The organism is Flavobacterium sp. ZT3R18 (assembly GCF_007097385.1).
In the GTDB taxonomy this organism is placed as follows: domain Bacteria; phylum Bacteroidota; class Bacteroidia; order Flavobacteriales; family Flavobacteriaceae; genus Flavobacterium.
The window spans coordinates 77,216-95,997 of record NZ_VJZS01000014.1 but is presented as its reverse complement, the minus strand read 5'-3'; the positions used below and the strand labels follow the sequence as shown (position 1 = coordinate 95,997).

The window sequence follows — 18,782 nt, the reverse complement described above, 5'->3', positions numbered from 1 at the left end:
TTAGATAAACCCAAGACAAAACAATAATCTTTTAATACAAAAGAAATAATGAATTTTACTGAAGCACACATTCAACAATTAGCAAAAGAACATTACGGATTATCCGCTACAGCAAAAATGTTAAATGGTTATGATGAATTAAATTTTTTTTTAACCGATACGAATAATAAAAAATTCATATTAAAAGTATCTGATAAAAACCAATCGTACCCATTTCTGGACGCACAGGTTAAAATCGTCAAACATTTATCAAATAGTCCTTTGGCAGAAAACTTTCAACAGTTTTGTATCAACACCCAAGGAAATGAATTAACCCCAATTCTGGAAGATGGGAAAACATATTACCTGCGGATTCTCAGTTTTCTTGAGGGTACTTTCTGGTTTGAAAAAACAAACAAATCAATCCGTTTATACCAGCAATTGGGGCACTTTATGGGAACTATGGATAAGTCTCTTCAGGATTTCTCGCATACAGCAATGCACCGTCGTTACACTTGGGATATCAGTAACGCGAGTGATGCCTATGACAAAGTGAAATACATAAAAGATCATGAGAAAAGAAGAATAGCAGGCTATTTCCTCTTGCAATTTGACACCGAAGTGCTTTCGCAAATACATACGCTGCGTCATGCGTATGTTCATAACGATGCCAATGATTATAATATACTGATACAAGATGAAAGTGTAACTGGTTTGATTGATTTTGGCGATATGGTTTATACCGCTTTGATTAATAACCTAGCCATAACCTGTACGTATGCGATGCTCAACCATGAAGATCCGCTAACCGCAGCTTCATTAGTGGTCAAAGGATACCATGAATCCTATGCGCTTACTGTACAAGAATTGGATGTTTTGTATTATTTGATAGCGGCAAGGCTTTGTATCAGCGTAACCCAATCGGCTTATAATGCATCATTAGACAGTAATAATGAGCATCACTTTATAACCGAGAAACCGGCTTGGAATCTATTGTACCAACTCATTAAAATCAACCCTATCAAAGCTCAAGATACTTTTAGAAAAATGTGTGGTTTTGAAGGAGTAATCAATGATCGAGATTATTCCGATTTATTAAAAAAGCGTCAAAAAAATGTTGGGCGAAATCTAAGCATTGGTTACAAAGAAAATTTAAAAATTGTAAAAGGGGCTCTTCAATATTTATATGATGATAAGGGAAGAACCTTTGTAGACTGCATAAACAACCCATCACATGTAGGTCATTGCCATCCTGTAGTGGTTCGCAAAATGCAAAAACAAATTGCAACCCTTAATACCAATACAAGGTATTTAAATGATACCTTGTTAGAATATGCCGAAAAACTTACCGCTACTTTCCCTCCTTCGTTAAGCGTTTGCTATTTTGTAAATTCCGGAAGTGAAGCTAATGATTTAGCCATACGAATGAGTCGTCATTTTACGAAACAGAAAGACATCATTGTGTTAGACCATGCCTATCACGGAACCTCAACTGTGGCCATGGAAATGAGTCCGTATAAATTTGACGGCAAAGGTGGCTTTGGTAAAATGCCTTGGATTCACAAAGCTATTAATCCAGATATGTACAGAGGCCCTTTTAAATATGGGGATGAAAATGCAGGCGAAAAATATGCAGTCGATGTGCAACGTATTATTGAAGAATTAGAAAAAGAAGGTAAAGCACCCGCTGTTTTTATTTGTGAAACTTTGTTGGGAGTTGGAGGACAAATTCCATTGCCAAAAAATTATCTAAAAACGGTTTACAATCATGTCAAACAAGCTGGCGGAATTTGTATTGCCGATGAAGTACAAGTTGGTTTTGGTAGAGTTGGAGATGCCTTTTGGGGATTTGAGCTTCAAGATGTGGTTCCAGATATCGTTGTCTTAGGAAAACCAATTGGTAACGGACATCCATTAGCAGCTGTAATTGTAACCAATGCCATTGCCGATGCCTTTAATAATGGGATGGAATATTTCAACACCTTTGGGGGCAATCCAGTCTCGATGACTGCTGGATTAGCGGTTTTAGATGTGATACAAGAAGAAGAAATGCAAAAACACGCTAAAGAAGTTGGGAATCACTTAATGGACGGATTAAGAGAGTTAATGCAAAAACACCCCACCATTAGCGATGTTAGAGGACACGGTCTATTCATTGGTGCCGAAATGGTAAAAGACAGAACAACGATGGAACCCGCAGTGCCTGAAATTGATATCGTAGTCGAAAAAATGAAAGAGAAAGGATACTTATTAAGTACCGACGGCCCCTTACATAATGTGTTAAAAATAAAACCACCAATGCCTTTCAGCAAACAAAATGCAGATGAAATGGTTCGGTTTTTAGACATTATTTTAAATGAAGTGAAAATCCAAAAATAATCAAGATCTTCAATTGATATAATTTGAAGAATGCCAAGACCAAATAAGAAATAGGATACCATAATCGGTATCCTATTTTTTGTTATAAAATTGTCTATTCTATGTATAATACCATTCAAGCATAAAATTTACTGCAATAAAACAAGAAACAAAAAGAGGCTGTCTTTGCAGACAACCTCTAAGAGAAAAGATTTGTTATTTAAAATTTAATTTTTCATTATCTTTTTAATAACTTGAACTTTAGAATCTACGATCACTTTCAAAAAGTAAAAACCTGTTCCAAAATTACTACCGTTAATAGCTATAGTGTCGTTGCCTTTATCGTATGATTTAGTAAACAGATTTTGTCCTAAATTGTTATAAATTAAAACTTCAACTTTTTTTCCTGAAAATGAACTAGAGCTAATGTTTATTGTCTCATTAAACGGATTTGGATAATTCGTATAGCTTACTGTTGTTTCAAAGTCGGTTGTGTTCAAAGTACTAAAAGTAAATTCAGTAGTAAACGATTTGTTCTCTAAAACTGCAGTACCTCCAGTAATGGCGGCATCCAAAAAGGTAATAGTTGCAGTAGCAATATCTTTAACTGTTGCTTTTCCAGTATAACTTACCACAGCCGTTGTATTGTTTGTTAAACTGATATTAGCGGTTAAACCTGCTGGCAAACCAGTTATTGTAAAATCAGTTCCTGCAACTAAATTGCCCGAACTTTTTGTAAAAGTCCCGCCATTTGTTGTCAATTGTACAGCAATAGTGGTGCTAAAAGTACCATCATTAGTTAGGCCATCTTCTGCAATAACAGCTGGAGTATTCGTCATCTTAACAGAACCCAATTGAGCAGGAGTCGTGATAGAAGCTTGTGGTGCGGTATTGTAAGCATATTTTGCTATTGAATAACTTTGTCCATCAGCACTTACTTTCACTTCAAAATACCCATAATGAGAGAACCCACTCTTGGTGTATTTAAATCCGATGTAACCCGTTTTACCATCCCAAACTGTATAAGAACTACTTCTTACAGTAGGAACTCTAGTACCATTCCAATTGTTTGTTTCATCAATTTTGGCGCCATTTCCTATCAATGAAATGTCATTACTTCCAGATTTACAAACCACATCTTTCTCATAGGTCTCTAATTTTAAATTACTGCCATCAAAATACAATCCGTAAGCTGTGTTATCCGCAGTTGCTGTAATATTGAATGGAGTCCAAGTGCTACTAGCTGAAACCGTTAAAGGTGCTGGGAAATCAACATAAACGATTTTGTACGCATTCATAAAAACAAACTTAGTTGTAAAATAATTGGCATCTAAAACAGCTGCACCTCCAGTAATAGCAGGATCCAAGAAAGTGATTGTTGCTGTAGTTCCATTGGCCAATTCATTAGCTGTAGCTTTACCAGTATAACTTAATTGCAGCGTTTTATTGTCAATAACTGCAACAGCTGCCGTTAATCCCGCAGGTAAACCTGTAATTGTAAAATCAGTTCCTGAAACAAGGTTTCCTGTACTTTTCGTAAAAGTTCCTCCGTTTGTCGTTAACTGAATGTCAATTTTTGTACTAAAGCTTCCATCATTACTCAAAAGATCCTCATTAATAACATCTGGTGTATTGGCCAAATGCACCGTAAGATCGGCTGGAATATCTTCGGTAGTAATACTTGCGTTAGGCTCTGTATTATAAGCGTATTCCAACAAAGTATAGCCAGTACCTTTGGCATTTACTTTCACTTTATACCAACCATAACAAGGCTGACCTCCTATAGTGAATTTAAAACCAATATAACCTATTTTTCCATCCCAAACTTTGTAGTTAGCCCCTCTTAAAAGGTGTTCATTTGGATAATCTCCTCCCGCTACAAAATTTTTGCTGCCGTTTATAATTTGGTTTGCACCAATCAAGGTAATATTTAATGAACTACCCTCACAAACAATAGATTTTGTATAGGTTTCTAATTTCAAGTCTCCTTTGTCTACAAAAAGACCATAATCTTGATTATCTGCATCAGCCGTAATTCTTAAAAAATTCCAGGTATTGGCCGCATCAACAGATAAATTAACGTCTTTTACATGTACAATGCCATAAGGATCATTGAACTTGATTGCAATAGTAGCACCTGTACTAGATAAAGTGGCTATTCCTCCTGTAATGGCAGGATTTAAAAATGCAACAGCTACTGAGGTACTATTGTTTTTCAAATGATTTGTTGCCTTGCCTGTAAAAACAAGTTGCACTTCGACATTATTTACAACATTTAATTTTGCTGTCAAGCCAGCAGGAACTCCAGTAATAGTGTAGTCTGTCCCAAGGATTAATGTTCCGGTGCTTTTCGTAAAAGTTCCATTATTAGTGGTTAGTTTGAAAGAAGAAATTTGAGTAATGCTTCCGTCATTCACAGCTGCTTCCGAAAGAGCGGTTGGAGACACACTTAAAGCAATCTTGTCTGTCATACCGGTATAGATTGTTGCTCCCGGCTTTGTATTATAACCATATTCGGTAATACTATATCCTGAACCATTCGCAGCAACTACTGCCTTGAACCATCCGTAGCATTTTTCGCCATCAATTAAATATTCAAAACCAAAGTAATCCGTTTTCCCATCCCAAGTGGTAAAGGTTGGAGTTCTAATATCCAGCTGACCTGGATAAGCTCCTGGAGCAACAAAATTACTGCTCGCATTAATTGCCGTGTTAAAACCAAGCGGAGTAATATTGCTTGTTCCTGTATTGGTAACCAATCTTTTACCATAAGTTTCAAACTTTAAATGATTGGTGGCATATTGCCATGCACCATATAATTTGTCATCTCCAATTTCTGTATTCACATTTTTCCAAGTTGCAGTAGCAGAAACCGTTTTATCCTCAATATCCACAAAGAAAATACCGTAAGCATCTCTAAATATCAGGTTCCAATTGAGTCCATTGCAAAGCATACCGCTCACGCCATCAGTAATTGATGGGGCTAAAAAAGTAATTCCAACGTTTGTATTATTTGCCGATAAATGACTCGTTGCAGTTCCAGTAATGGTAATGGTAGCTTGTGTATTGCTGTTTAAAGTAACAACAGCGGTTAAACCCGCAGGCAAAGTAGCGGTAAAATCAACTCCAGCGGTTAAAGTACCTGCCGATTTTGAAAAAGTTTTGCCTGTTAAAGTAACAATTGAGCTTCCTGCAATGGCACCGTTATTCGCAGCATCTTCTTTAAATTTAGTTGAATTAGCAGTCAAACTACTACCCGTAGCATCTACCCCAGTAGCAATAATATTTTGTGCAGACCATAATGTTTTCCGAGCAGGGTGCTGCAAAGCCGCCAGCATTCTGGCTACTTGCCCTTGTGTGTACATCTTGCTACATCCTTTCGCGGCATTGTATCCCATATAATTCTCTATATTTACCTTATCGCCAGTACAGTTGGTTCCTGGTGTACAAGCCAAAGAATGTGTTCCATCCTCAATTGGGGTGTCATCCACCTCATCTGTCCCCGTACAACCACCATCAAAAGTGTGTATCAAGTTTAAGAAATGCCCAAACTCATGCGTAAGTACGGATGCAAACTCCTTATTTGTATTTTCTCCTAAATAATACCCATTATAAACGCATCTTGCCAAACCATTGTCAGACATATCCGTATTTGGATACCAGCAAACTCCTGAGTTATTGGTTGCCCCATCCGCATATAAATCATTTTGAATGTACACGTTCATGTATTTATAGTTATCCCAAGCGTCTGCTGCAATTTGTTTTTCAACACTTTCCGATATACCTCCATACCCGTTTTTTTTGCCTTCAAAAACAACTCCTGTGGTACAGCCACCATTAGGATCTTTTTGAGCTAGCCTAAACTCGATGTTTAAAGTCGCTCTTCTAGCTTGAAAGAACGGTTCTACTGTATTGTAGTCATCATTTAACCCCTGAAAATCCTCATTAAGGTGCATTAAAGCTGTTTTGATTTTCTCTAAAGTGACCGTTTTACCATTAAATGATGTTCCATATACGTGAAAAACTACAGGGATAATATAAGTGGTAGTTGCCGCTGATTTTTGGGTTTTTAATTTTTTTGCGTATTCCTTACTAAAAAGGTTAAACGCATCTCGCTCTTTTAGTGATTTCGGATTCCTCTTCAATTGCAAGTCATTGACTTCTTTTGTCCGACAACTGTGCGAAGGGTCGATTAAGTCTTGCGCCCTAATTCCTTGAATACTCCAAAGACAGCACAATACTAATGAAAGTAAAAAATTTTTCATGGTTAATTAATTTTGGTTAGATTATGGTAATTATTTAGAAACTAAATGATTGAAATTTGATGCTTTAGGCTTTACATTATTCTTCCAATTTTTAGATTCTAATTCATTTTTCAAATCTAACCTTAACCAAAACATAATATTTATGTTATCTTACTGTTAAATTGTACTATATTATCTATTTTACATTTAATGCGATTTATCATAGTTTTAGTTAGAACAAAACACCCCACTCCTCTATTAAAATTTGCTGCTACAGTTCAAAAAAGAAAACCAACTAAACGAGATCGTTTAATTGGTTTTGAATACTATACAAAAAATAGAATCTACATCATTTCGCTCCAGCTGGACAATGTTCCTCAATAAATTTTTCGAATGTATGGGCTAGATATTGACTTGTTCCTTCTCCTTCATTAATACTATGTGTACGATTAGGATAAACCATTAAATCAAACATTTTATCATACTTTACCAATTCATTGATCAAAACTTCGGCATTTTTGTAATGCACATTGTCATCCCCAGTACCATGAATGTACAATAGATTTCCCTTTAGATTTTTGGCATAGGTAATTGGTGATGCTTTACTATATGCTGCTTCACTTTCTGTAGGCAAACCCATATAACGTTCGGTATATATGTTATCATAAAAATGTTGATCCGTCACTGCTGCAATGGCAATTCCTGTTTTGTAAATTTCTGGGTATTGGAACATTAAATTCAAAGTCACCGCTCCGCCCCCGCTCCAGCCATGCACTGCAACTCGATCCGTATCTATAAAAGTCCACTTCAAAATTTCTTTGGCAGCCATTGCTTGATCTCGTGTATTTATAATCCCTATGTTTTTATAAATACATTTACGCCATTCTGTTCCCTTAAATACTGGTGTTCCTCGATTATCTAATGCTATTCCGATATATCCCGCTGGCAAAGTCTCCCGACTTTTCCCGTAAATATCTCAGAAATTCAAACCGCTTGTTTATCAATCGAAACACACATCCTCAAAATAAAGTAAAAAAAACCACAAAATAACAGCTTTGTTACTTTGTGGTTTCTACAACTCTTGCATCGCATACCGTTCTAAAGACATTCACGGAAAAGGTCGGGAGACCTTTGACAAATTTATCCTTTTCAAGAACTTTTAAATGAAACGCAAAGTCATGAGACATTTGCGGAGCGTGTACGCTTTTAAAGAACTCTTCGGAGAGCAGGGGATAATACTTTAAATATTTGATTCTCTGTAAATGTTTTATGAAATAATTAGGTACCAATACATCTGGAACATTACCTAAAAATATCTTATTTCAAAAAAACTTTGATATCATCCATTACAGAATTAATAATTGGTTTTAATCTCTCATCAGAAATTTGATTAAAATCATATTTAACTTTATTAACATCTAATTTTTTATGAATCCTGGCTATATCTCCTATTCCATCGATTGCAGTCTTGGCAACCCAAAAATCATTATGAAAAATATACTTTAAACATAAATTCTGTAACCATTCCCATTCTTTGATTCCGTTTATAGCACCTATAATAGCCTTTTTAATATCTTCATTATTACCATTCAATAACTTTTCAACTTCGGATTTTGAAGTAAAAGAATAATTTTCGTATATCATTTTTAATTATTTAAAATTTTACCTTTTCTATTTACTAATCCTGCTTCGATTAATACATTTTTCATTTGCTGTGTTAGTTCGCCCCATTCTCTAACATGCCCATGAAATTTTCCTTCAGCGTGTTCGTCAAAAACATTAAACTCTTTATTTTCTGTGTCAACTCCTACTCTTCTAGTAGTATTACCTGGTAATTCTAATGAATTATCAAGAACTTCTTGCGGGTGGCTTTTGTGTTTATTGACTTTGTTTGTGTTCCTCAATCCCAATGCCTCCAAACTGTGTCAATTTTGATAAGTTCAATATTTTTGTTACTAATTTTATAAGTATGAATAGGTGTGAATCCTTCATCAAAAACATCGCTATTCTTGTAATATTTTTTGTCAATTTTGATGAATTTTTTCAAAATAAATTTACTTCCTAAATTTTCGTTGTCAAATAAAAGAGTTGGCTTTAACTCACTATCTTCATAGACCCCAAAACCACCGCTTTTTTTAAAAATAATATTATTTATACCACTAGAAGTTCTAGTTATTTTTAACAATGTGTCATTTTTATTTTTTTCGAAATAGGCTGAGTATATAAATATAATTTCGTTTCTCTTTTTTTTAAGTGGAATAGGATATCTCTTTTGATAATCAATAATTACATTTTTAAACTTGTTGTCAAGATTTTCATCCTTTTTACATGCAAAAAAAAACAATAATATTAGCCCTAATAATAATTTTTTTAGTTTCATTTTTTCGTTTTTAATTCATTTGAATTATTAATTTTTTTGATATAATTAATATTGTCCTTTGTTACCTCATAAAGTCTATGTGATTTTCCAAAGTATACATACTTTGAATAAGATACTTGGGCAGAATTCGATAGGTTAAAATCATTTTCCCCATGAGCATAATTCGGTCTACCTCTTCCATTATCCCCCATAGACATTCTTTCATCAATTAAATCTGTATCGGAATGATTATGATACGATTTAGTTATGTTGTTTGCGCCAGGAGACACCATATTTTCATAATAAGTACCTAATTGAATCTTATCTTTTCCTCCATCTTTAAAAAATTGTAAGGAGAATTCACTCTGTAGAGAATTATCTGAAATATATTTAAAAAGACTTAAATAATTATTTTCATTTTCCTTACTATATTCACTTGTTGATAAATAACTGCCATCCCCTTTATTAGAAGCTTTACCTAATTGCCCTATCAATCCTGATTTAACCGTCACTCCATCTTCCTTGCTAAATTGTCCATCACCATTAGTGTCTTTCATATCAAATATCGAAGTAGTTTCTTTAGTTCCACTTGAAGAGGATATATCGGTTATACTTGAATTATTAACAGCATACATTGTATCTGTATTTTTACCTTTTTCCTTTAAAGCAAGTATACTTCTTCCAGACTCTGTAAGCAAGTATACATCCATTCCGTCGGGGTCAATTGAATTAACTGGACTATTTAGAACATAGTTATATGGTGTTGCTCCAAAATACTTCTCCGCCATTGGGTCAATATTCATCCAACGCCCCAAAGCTGGGTCGTAGTTTCTTGCTCCAAAGTCATAAGAGTTAAACCCTAATTCGTCTTGGTATTCTTTTGCTCCAAAGCGATACTGATACCTTAATGGATAATCAGTACCTATAGACAAAGTTGGAGATGGACCAGGAGGTGGAAGTTGTGGTCCAGAGGATCCAGCCGCTCCAGTTACTCCTTTTGTAGTAGCTAACTTGCTGGTACTGGTAACAGTATTCGAGGTCGTATAAACACCTCCATTATAAACATTATATCCGCTATGTTGAAGCCCAAAAGGATAAAAACCATTACTATCTATTCTAGAAAGCGCATGAGTTGTTTTATTTTCACTATAACCAAGTCTAACATTACCCAAATGATCGCAGTAGTTAAAAACATATGTAAAACCATTTTCGGGTTTTACATAACCTTCACTATGCGGGAAAAACTGTAAAACACCGTTTTTATATTGAAATCCGTTCAAATATCCTATATTATCCATTAAACCACGTGGCCCTGTTCCTCCAGGAAATGATCCTACAAAGTTGACTATCTTTTCTACTTTGACTCCAAGAGCATTATAAATATAAGTTATTTTTGTCTCATTATTACCATTAAAAATAATTTCTTGGGGCAAATTTAGATGGTTATAAGAAATACTTGTAATTCCCTTGTTTTGATCGGTAATTAAATTACCATTGCTATCATAAGTATAGTCTATACCCGTATTGATGCCGTCTTTGAAACCACTACTTTTATTTCCTGCAAAACCTTCTGTTACTTTTTCTAGTTGGTTACTATCTTGTTTGTAGGTATATACTAAATCATCCATTTTAAAAGGTTGAATTTCGGGATCGATATCGCCATATCGGTTCATTGTAATAATATTTCCGTTCTTATCATAGGTAACATTTTCATCATACGCATGAGTAGTCATCCTATTTCTTTGATAAGTAGCATAATTTAAACGATTAAGCTTGTCATAAGTATAACCATAACTGCGAAGTACGTTGTCTTCGCTAGTACGCCAGTAGGTCTCGGCTATGTTTCCGTTGTATAATGCTGTTACCCCTCCAATAGCGGTTGTAGTAGCGTTATAATTTAATTTGTAAGTAAACATATCTTTTGGATCAGTTCCTTGAATTAAATTATCTACATTGTTTATCGCTGTCAGCCATCCTCTAATATTATAGCTATAATCTACTTTTTGCAATGGTGCAGCAAAAGTGTTCCCCACTTTTTTACTCATTAATTGCCCTAATTCATCATAAGTATTGGCTGCTAAAAGCTGTATTGCACCGCCGTTTATCTGATGGGTATGGGTAAGTAAACGACCTTGTGGAGAATAGGTAAAATCTTCTTTTATAATAAGTTCTGCACTGGCAGTGGTGCGTTTATGTCGCGTTATTGTATATTGCAATTGCCCAGAAAAAGAATCGAGTTTACTATCGGTATTGGTATATCCTCCCAAATAATTGATTACTGCACTATTTATGGGTCTTGCTTTGAGATCATAAAAAATAGCTGTTGTTTCCCCCAAACTTTCTGAAGAAGTTGTCATTATTCTTACCCAAGATCCTGTGGCTAGCGTTTTGGTGTTTATCAAAACGTTTTGTCCTTGCACCATTGTGGGAATGACTGGAACTTTTGGAAAAACATAATTGTCATAATAATTAACCGTAAGAAGCTTGAAACTTGTTGGGGCAACGGTATTGGTATAAAAAGCTGGAATACCATCAATTGTCCCCGAAGCTTGTTTGGTTTCAAACAAAACTGCAGCATTATTTTGAGTGTATTGAAGTGAGTTTCGAGTAGATGTATTTGAAACATAGTTGTACCAACCCGTATAAACGGGTCTGCCAAAAACATCGTATTTGGTAATTAACCAGCCCACAGCGGTATCGCCTTTGAATGGAGAAAATACTGGCCCCGTAGCCACAGGCCGATCTAGTTTGTCATATACAATAAATTCCCATTGTTTACCTGGTAGTTTTTTCTCGACAAGACGATTGCGGTTGTCGTATTTGTATTGATAACATAAACCATCTAATTGTGCTGTAGGATTGGTTACTAATGGAGGTAAAACATAGGTTAGATTGCCATAGCTATCATATACATAATACGTATCATGTTTGGCACCCAATTCATAAGTTCGTTTTAAAATTACCTGTCCTTCTTTGTTTTTAAATTCTACAGTTGATCCTAAAGATTCAATTGGACTGGCAGCAGAATTCTCATCATAAGTAATCGTTTTATACAATTGATTAGCGCCATAATTCCCATTGTCAGAAAAAGCAATATCGTACAAACCTAATCCAGTATTCCAAGTAGCAGTCGCTTTGTATAATTTTACCTCTGTACCTGTATTGGTTTGGTAATTGAGTTTTATTTCATGTCCAGCATCCATTGCCCAATCAGTACCAGGGGCAGCTTGTTTCAACACTCTATTGAGTGGAGAGGATTCTAACTTTTTATGAGAAAAAGGATTGTCGGTATTATCATAAATGGCTTTTTTATAATAAGATAATGTATTTGTTAAAGCATTTGTGTCATAACCCATATTGGTTGCTGTACTTGCAAACGGTAAATAATCTATGGCTTGCCGCCCAAAATCATCATATCCGATATGTGTTATAATATCTTTTCCTGAATTAGATTGCTGATTGGCAATTTGTTGAATAGGTCTGCCCAATCCGTCAAAATAGGTGATGTTTACCTGAGCTTTGCTAGGATCTGGATTTACAAAAACACTTGTCGTGGGTTTCTTATACGTTGCAGTTATTATATAGTTTTGATCTAGAGAAGGTGCTTTTATACTTTCGCAATCGGTACCAGATCCTCTTACAGTAGGACATAAATCAGTATTATTAAGCACATAATTCCCTCCCGGATTAGCACATTGCTGAAGGAAACTAGAAGGTTCTCCTTGTCCATCGGCATCGGTATCAGGATACCATTTGGTATTGGGATTTATAGTGGCAGCTATATCATTACAATCACTTGCATTTCGAACATAGTTAGTAGGTTGGGTACATTGAGCAAGAGTAGTGGCACTAGAGCCAAAACCATCATGATCAGAATCAAGATACCAAATGGTGTTAGGAGTCAACGAAGCATCTCCATCATTACAATCGCTTGCATTTCGAACATAGTTTATAGGCTGGATACATTGGGTAAGAGTGGAGGTACTTGTACCAAAACCATCACGATCAGAATCAAGATACCAAATGGTGTTTGGATTTAGTGGGGCATCCCCATCGTTGCAGTCTGTCGAATTTAAAACATATTGCACACCATTTACAATGCTAGGATCCTCACATTGTGTCAAAAAGGTAGAAGGGGTTCCAAATCCATCTTTGTCGCTATCAAGATACCATACGGTTGTTGGTTTTAAGAGTGCACTCCCATCATTACAGTCTTCAGAATTTAAAACATATTGCACACCATTTGCAATATTAGGATCAGCACATTGTCTTTTTATGTTTGACGGTGTCCCGAAACCATCTTTGTCGCTATCAAGATACCAAAAGGTATATGGAGTAATTCGGGCATCATTATCATTACAATCTAAATTATTGCTTACACATCCTATTGGTTTAACATCTCCATATGAATTTTTTATATACCCTCCATAACCATCACCATCACGATCCATATACCACCAAGTATACACTCCATCCCCAATTGGTCCAATTGTCCCGTTTGATCCAATTGTTCCGTTTGTCTCATAGTTTCCTAAAGAACTTTTTATTAAAACTTTTTTTGTAACCTGAGAATGCATTAAAGATACAATCAGTAATAAAATATAACTAAATACATGTTTTTTCATTGTTATCTTATCTTATTTAGTTTTTATAATGGTATTGATTTTCTGATAATACATTCCCTTGAGTATCTTTCGTGAGTTTTATACGATTAAATTCATCGTATTCGTAAAAGGTAGTATCTCCTTTAGGATCTGTTATGCTACTTATACCTATAAGTGTTTTATAAGTATAGGTTGTAATCATTGCATTAGGTAGAGCATTTCTTAAAACAGAAAGGGCTGTTAGTAAATTAGCTTCCGTTCCTGTGTTTGAAATAGTTTGTAAATTATCTACATAAGAGGAAATTTCACTATAAGCTGCGTTTTCAATCTTAGCAATGGGTTGGGTTTTGTTGTAGCCCCAAATAATTGATACAGGAGTACCGCTTTCAAGCTTATACTCTAATATATTACCATTCCCTTTTGGTAATCCATTAATCCTATCAGTATCATATAGAGTGAAAATTATTTTCCTATTTGTAATTGTCGTAAGATCTATATCACCCAAACCTTTAATTTCATGAATTTCTTTTGGTAACAGTAAATTTCCTGTAGCAGTACTTTCCTCATATTTAGTGTTATTTTCGGAAGTTTGTACATTATTTACAAAGGTTTCAGTTTTAAGTGGCAAATTAATTCTGTTTTGATCTGTTAATTTCTGCATTTCTGAAGTTTGTATACCTAAAGCTAATAAATCTGGAGGATAGTAATATTTGGTTTCTAGAGGTTCTCCAATAGACGAAGTAGTACTTTGAGATGTTATCTGCAAATGTCTTGGGCTTGTGTAATTGTAATTCGTCGTCGTAGTAATTGGATTTAAGCCATTTAAATCGAATAGTGAATCTGTCATAGATTTTAAATAACTCCAATAAGAACTATTGTAGTATTCAATCACACCTATATTATCCTGAATATCTTCGAAATAATCTATAACTCCTTCATTATTAAAATACTTTCGGGTACTATAGGATTTGGATACTTTTAATAATTTGTCTTCATAACTGTTTATTGTTGTTTTAATAGTCTTACCATAGTTATTGAAAAATGAAATAGTTTTAGGTAATCCATTCATTAAAAGACCATAACTACTCGGCGAACTTAGCATCCTATACTTGCCTACTATTTGACTACCTTGAATACTTTTATCAATATAAAATTCATGTTCTTCTCCCCCATTTATAAAATTATCATCACCATTAGAAATAGTAACATTCTCATATGAAATATTTGAATTGCCATTACCAAAAAGAGAAGTGATACTACTAGAGGTAGCATTCTTATATGTTCTTAAATAGCTAACGGTTGTATAATAATTACCCGCATTTGGACAATCAATTTGCACAATAACTGACGAATCATCTATATAAAGAGGATTATTTCCTTCAACTCCAGAAGATTTTGACAATTCCTTTTTCGTTGCATAAAAATATCTTTTATAGATTGGTGTTGAATTATTATTTGAATAATCTTTAGTATTTTTAATCCTTATACCTCCAGTAATTAAGTTAGTTTTAATTGTATATGGAGCCGATGCTAAATAAGAAAATCTAAGGGATGCAGATGTACAAGATCTCACTTCTGTTAACTGAGAAAAATTACCCAATGCTAATGATATTATATATGTTTGATTGGCTTCAGCGATTAAATAAACTTTTCTTCCATTATTAGGGCTAATTTGTATCGTATTTTCAATTTTTGATAATTCTCCATTATACAATTTAACATTAAAATATTCATAACTACCAGTATTTATATTTTTGGCTCTAATAAAAGCTTGTGTTTTTCCGTAATCACTTTCAGCACATTGATCATAAAATAAAACATTGGCATTTAGCTCTATTACTTGTTTAGATAAACTAGTAATGATAATTTCTTTTGTTGATGCTCCATCTATAAATATATCCAAACTACAATTAGTGAGATTTGGGCTTATTATTTTATCTCCATAATAATCGTTCGATTCATATTCAAATGAAGAACTGCCTTTGGTTGGATAAATAATTTTATTTAGCATTCCTAGTTTTGCAAAATTGCCATTAGGTTCTTTATCAGCTCCTTTGTAATCTATATTATCGGTATCCAATCCTGTCTTATTAGGAACTAAACAGGAGTTGTTAGCTCCATTATAATATCCCCAATGATCTTGACTTAACGATAGCCTATCTGGAAATTTTTCTTTTTCAAGGTATTCAAATTGATAATTTTTAGCTAAATCATTATATTGAATTTTATCAAGAAAAACTCTTTTATTTTGAGTGGTGGTATATATGAATTTTACTTTTTCGAGTACATCAATTTTATTTTTCGTTATGACTATTTCACTTATTTTATTGTTTCCGAAATCTACATCCGCACTATTATTGTCTAAATAATTAAACGTGATTTCACCATTAATACCATTATTACTAGAAATTGACTTTATTGCTTTTCCCGATACATTTATACGATGTTCAAAAATAGTACTTAATTCAGGAAGCATAGAAACCATCCCTTCGCAAGTATATTGAATCGTTGGATATTGAATAGTTAGAGTCTGAGACTTGGATGTTATATATCGGTCATTTTTATTAAAATAATTAAAATAAATTTCATCCCCTTTTGGATGAACAATTTTAGTTAGATACCATGCAGATGTTGAAATTACCGGAAATGGCCTCCCGCCTGATTCTTTTGGAAGGAATGTGACTTCTCTATCATTAAAATAATACTTAATGCCATCTGGTGTCGTCATTACAAAATTAAAATAATCGTTTTCAATTTGTTTTTCAATTTTAATATTTTGCGCTGGCATCAATACTATAGAATTATCATTATCAAGAACAAATTTTCCAGAGTAATTCCCAACATTAAAACTAAATAAATCAACTTCACTGTCAATATCATCATAATCAGCAATAGATTTACAGAACGAATCTACATCTGTTGAAGTTGAGTTTGTATTGAGAGGTATAAAATTAGCTCCTCTACTCTCATCTGGTAAATCTCTTACTACTCGTGATATGACCCCTCCAAAACTTAAATTCCAACCTTGTCCGACGTTTGAAGATATTTCATCAACCTTTATACCATTGCTACCATAAAACATTGTAATTGGCACTTCTAAATTTGTTGTTTTATAAGTGTAAATAGGAATATTTAAATTTGGAGAACCAGTAAACATCCCTACAGGGACATTACCATATTTACCCAAATGATAAGCAGTTGGGGATGGCGGAATTATGTTTGGCAAAAATTTGTTGGGGCTATTACTTATTTGTCCAACTGTTTTTACTGAAAAACTAAGCATCAAAATCCAAAATAAATTTTTAATTGTATTTTTATTATATAATTTCATCATGTTTTTTACCATTATTTTTTACCTCCTTTAATCAGTTTCACCCCATCAGTATGCACATTGGTCTTTATACTAACCACATAGATTCCTTCTGGATAATTACTTAAATCTATGGGAACGGTTCGGCTATCTATTTCAAAATGTTGCAACTGTCGTCCAGTAATATCGTAGAGTGATGCAGTTCCTTGCTCAAAATCATATCCAATAATGATATTGGTAAAAGTTCTGACAGGATTTGGGATTGCCTCAATACGGACTTTTACTTCTTCTGGTTTTTGCTTGTCTTTCAATTTTACTACCCAAAAATCATTTCCTCCAATTGTTGAGTTTTTATCTCTAGATGATTTAGAGTTTGAAGTCCCCGCGAGCAAATATCCTCCATCTCTGGTTTCTATTAGCTTTCTTAGAATATCTTCGCCTTTGCTTCCTACGGTCTTTTTCCAAAGTTCTTCTCCGGTATCACTAATTTTAAAAGCGATATAATCATTAATGCCTTCCTTATCTCCACTTACTTTTAGCAATTGTAAGCCACCTCTAGGAATTTGATCGCTTTCGCTCATAGCATAACCTCCTATCAAAAAAGTATGATCCTTATTTTCTACCATAGAAGTCAAAATATCTACTTTTCCAAAATCATAGGTTTTACTCCAAACGACTTCTCCCTTTTCATTTAGTTTTAATATCCAACAATCTGTTCCGTTAGCAACATTGCCTCCCGTAGGAGTAAGAGGTGTTGTGCTGTTTGAATTCCCTCCAGCGATATAACCACCATCTTCTGTTTGATGAATCACATAGAGTTGATTGTCGCCATTGCCTCCATACGTTTTTTGCCATTCGATTTTACCACTATTGTTAATTTTTATAATCCAATAATCTCCAATTCCTATTACATCATCTGTTTTGTCTACTGAGCGTGGAGAATTTGAATAACCTCCTATAATATAACCACCGTCTGAGGTTTGTTCCATGCTTCTAAGTAGGTCTACATACTCGCCTCCAAATGTTTTTTGCCATTGCACAGTTCCTTTATTGTCTAATTTTACAATCCAATAATCCATATTACCACGGAAATTTTCAGTCTTACCTGGCAAATCTTGTTTTGTATCCATGATTCCACTCTCATTCGCTTCTATCATAGAATCTGACATACTGTTGGATAACCCTCCCAACATATAACCTCCGTCTATAGTCTGAAAAGCACAAACTAATTCATCCTGCCCACTGCCACCAATTGTCTTTTGCCATTGCTCTTCTCCTTTGGCGTTGAGTTTGATGACCCAAAAGTCGGTTAATCCCTTACAGTCGTCTTTTTTGTTTCCAATTTTGCCTTTTGGAGTTTGAGGACTGCTAGAAGTACCCGCCAAAATAAAGCCGCCATCTTTGGTGTTTTTGATACTTTGAAGTAAATCGAATCCGCTTCCTCCAAAACTCTTTTGCCAATCAAGATCTCCTTTTTCATTCATTTTCCATACCCAGTAATCTAAATCGCCATGATTATCCTCTGTTTTATTACCTGCTTTTTCAGACAAGGAACTTCCTGCCAAAATAAATCCATAATCGGCAGTAGGTTGTGCGTCAAAAAGGTAGTCGGAATGTAGTCCCCCGTATGATTTTTCCCAAAGGATATCTTGCGATTGAGAAAGACAAGGATAAATAAGTAATAGTAGAAGTAATTTAATTTTCATATGTAGATTATATTGTTTTTGTTGGAATATGGTATCGCCAGATCTTCATTGGTGTTTGCGACAACTACTGTCATGGCGATTTCATATATTCAATCTAGTAGAGGATAAAAAAATTCGCTTTTTTTATTTATAAAATAATTAATCACTTAATTTTTTATAAAAATCCGCCAAATTTATGATTAATTTACATACAAAAATTATCCGATTCTGATACTAAAATAA

The 18,782-nt window shown here is 34.2% G+C and carries 8 protein-coding genes and 1 pseudogene; 1 reads left to right on the top strand and 8 read right to left on the bottom strand.

The annotated features are described in order from the left end of the window. Positions 1 to 48 precede the first annotated feature (48 nt). The gene (locus FNW52_RS14745; RefSeq protein WP_143378211.1) at positions 49 to 2,358 is read left to right on the top strand and encodes an aminotransferase class III-fold pyridoxal phosphate-dependent enzyme; all 2,310 of its coding nucleotides are present in this window, start codon (positions 49 to 51) and stop codon (positions 2,356 to 2,358) included. Positions 2,359 to 2,564: 206 nt separating this feature from the next. Here FNW52_RS14745 and FNW52_RS20825 read toward each other — a convergent pair whose 3' ends face one another. The 8 genes and pseudogenes from FNW52_RS20825 to FNW52_RS14705 all read right to left on the bottom strand — a co-directional run bounded on the left by FNW52_RS20825 (position 2,565) and on the right by FNW52_RS14705 (position 18,560). Next, positions 2,565 to 6,602 (bottom strand): zinc-dependent metalloprotease, encoded by a 4,038-nt coding sequence (locus tag FNW52_RS20825; RefSeq protein WP_185966000.1) that lies wholly within the window; start codon positions 6,600 to 6,602, stop codon positions 2,565 to 2,567. 328 nt (positions 6,603 to 6,930) lie between these two features. Further along, positions 6,931 to 7,521 (bottom strand): annotated as a pseudogene (locus tag FNW52_RS14735) (alpha/beta hydrolase family protein); the annotation flags it as partial. Positions 7,522 to 7,898: 377 nt separating this feature from the next. Then, entirely contained in the window at positions 7,899 to 8,225 is a 327-nt protein-coding gene (locus FNW52_RS14730; protein WP_143378210.1) for a hypothetical protein, read from the bottom strand. A 2-nt stretch (positions 8,226 to 8,227) separates the two neighbouring features. After that, positions 8,228 to 8,500 (bottom strand): adhesin, encoded by a 273-nt coding sequence (locus FNW52_RS14725; protein ID WP_143378209.1) that lies wholly within the window; start codon positions 8,498 to 8,500, stop codon positions 8,228 to 8,230. Next, the gene (locus tag FNW52_RS14720; RefSeq protein WP_143378208.1) at positions 8,482 to 8,961 is read right to left on the bottom strand and encodes a hypothetical protein; all 480 of its coding nucleotides are present in this window, start codon (positions 8,959 to 8,961) and stop codon (positions 8,482 to 8,484) included. Before FNW52_RS14720 ends, FNW52_RS14725 begins: the two co-directional genes overlap by 19 nt. Further along, positions 8,958 to 13,565 carry a DUF6443 domain-containing protein gene (locus FNW52_RS14715; protein WP_143378207.1) on the bottom strand — a complete coding sequence of 1,536 codons (4,608 nt, stop codon included), beginning with the start codon at positions 13,563 to 13,565 and terminating at the stop codon, positions 8,958 to 8,960. Before FNW52_RS14715 ends, FNW52_RS14720 begins: the two co-directional genes overlap by 4 nt. Before the next feature lie 16 nt (positions 13,566 to 13,581). Continuing rightward, complete coding sequence (locus FNW52_RS14710; RefSeq protein ID WP_143378206.1) at positions 13,582 to 16,878, bottom strand: RHS repeat protein; 3,297 nt, start codon at positions 16,876 to 16,878, stop codon at positions 13,582 to 13,584. Positions 16,879 to 16,889: 11 nt separating this feature from the next. Then, positions 16,890 to 18,560 carry a T9SS type A sorting domain-containing protein gene (locus FNW52_RS14705; RefSeq protein WP_143378205.1) on the bottom strand — a complete coding sequence of 557 codons (1,671 nt, stop codon included), beginning with the start codon at positions 18,558 to 18,560 and terminating at the stop codon, positions 16,890 to 16,892. Positions 18,561 to 18,782: the final 222 nt, after the last annotated feature.

Bases quoted from the DNA above. Each gene is read 5' to 3' on its own strand.
- FNW52_RS14730 (WP_143378210.1), bottom strand. From the start codon at position 8,225: ATGATATACGAAAATTATTCTTTTACTTCAAAATCCGAAGTTGAAAAG.
- FNW52_RS14705 (WP_143378205.1), bottom strand. From the start codon at position 18,560: ATGAAAATTAAATTACTTCTACTATTACTTATTTATCCTTGTCTTTCT.
- FNW52_RS14710 (WP_143378206.1), bottom strand. From the start codon at position 16,878: ATGATGAAATTATATAATAAAAATACAATTAAAAATTTATTTTGGATT.
- FNW52_RS14745 (WP_143378211.1), top strand. From the start codon at position 49: ATGAATTTTACTGAAGCACACATTCAACAATTAGCAAAAGAACATTAC.
- FNW52_RS20825 (WP_185966000.1), bottom strand. From the start codon at position 6,602: ATGAAAAATTTTTTACTTTCATTAGTATTGTGCTGTCTTTGGAGTATT.
- FNW52_RS14720 (WP_143378208.1), bottom strand. From the start codon at position 8,961: ATGAAACTAAAAAAATTATTATTAGGGCTAATATTATTGTTTTTTTTT.
- FNW52_RS14715 (WP_143378207.1), bottom strand. From the start codon at position 13,565: ATGAAAAAACATGTATTTAGTTATATTTTATTACTGATTGTATCTTTA.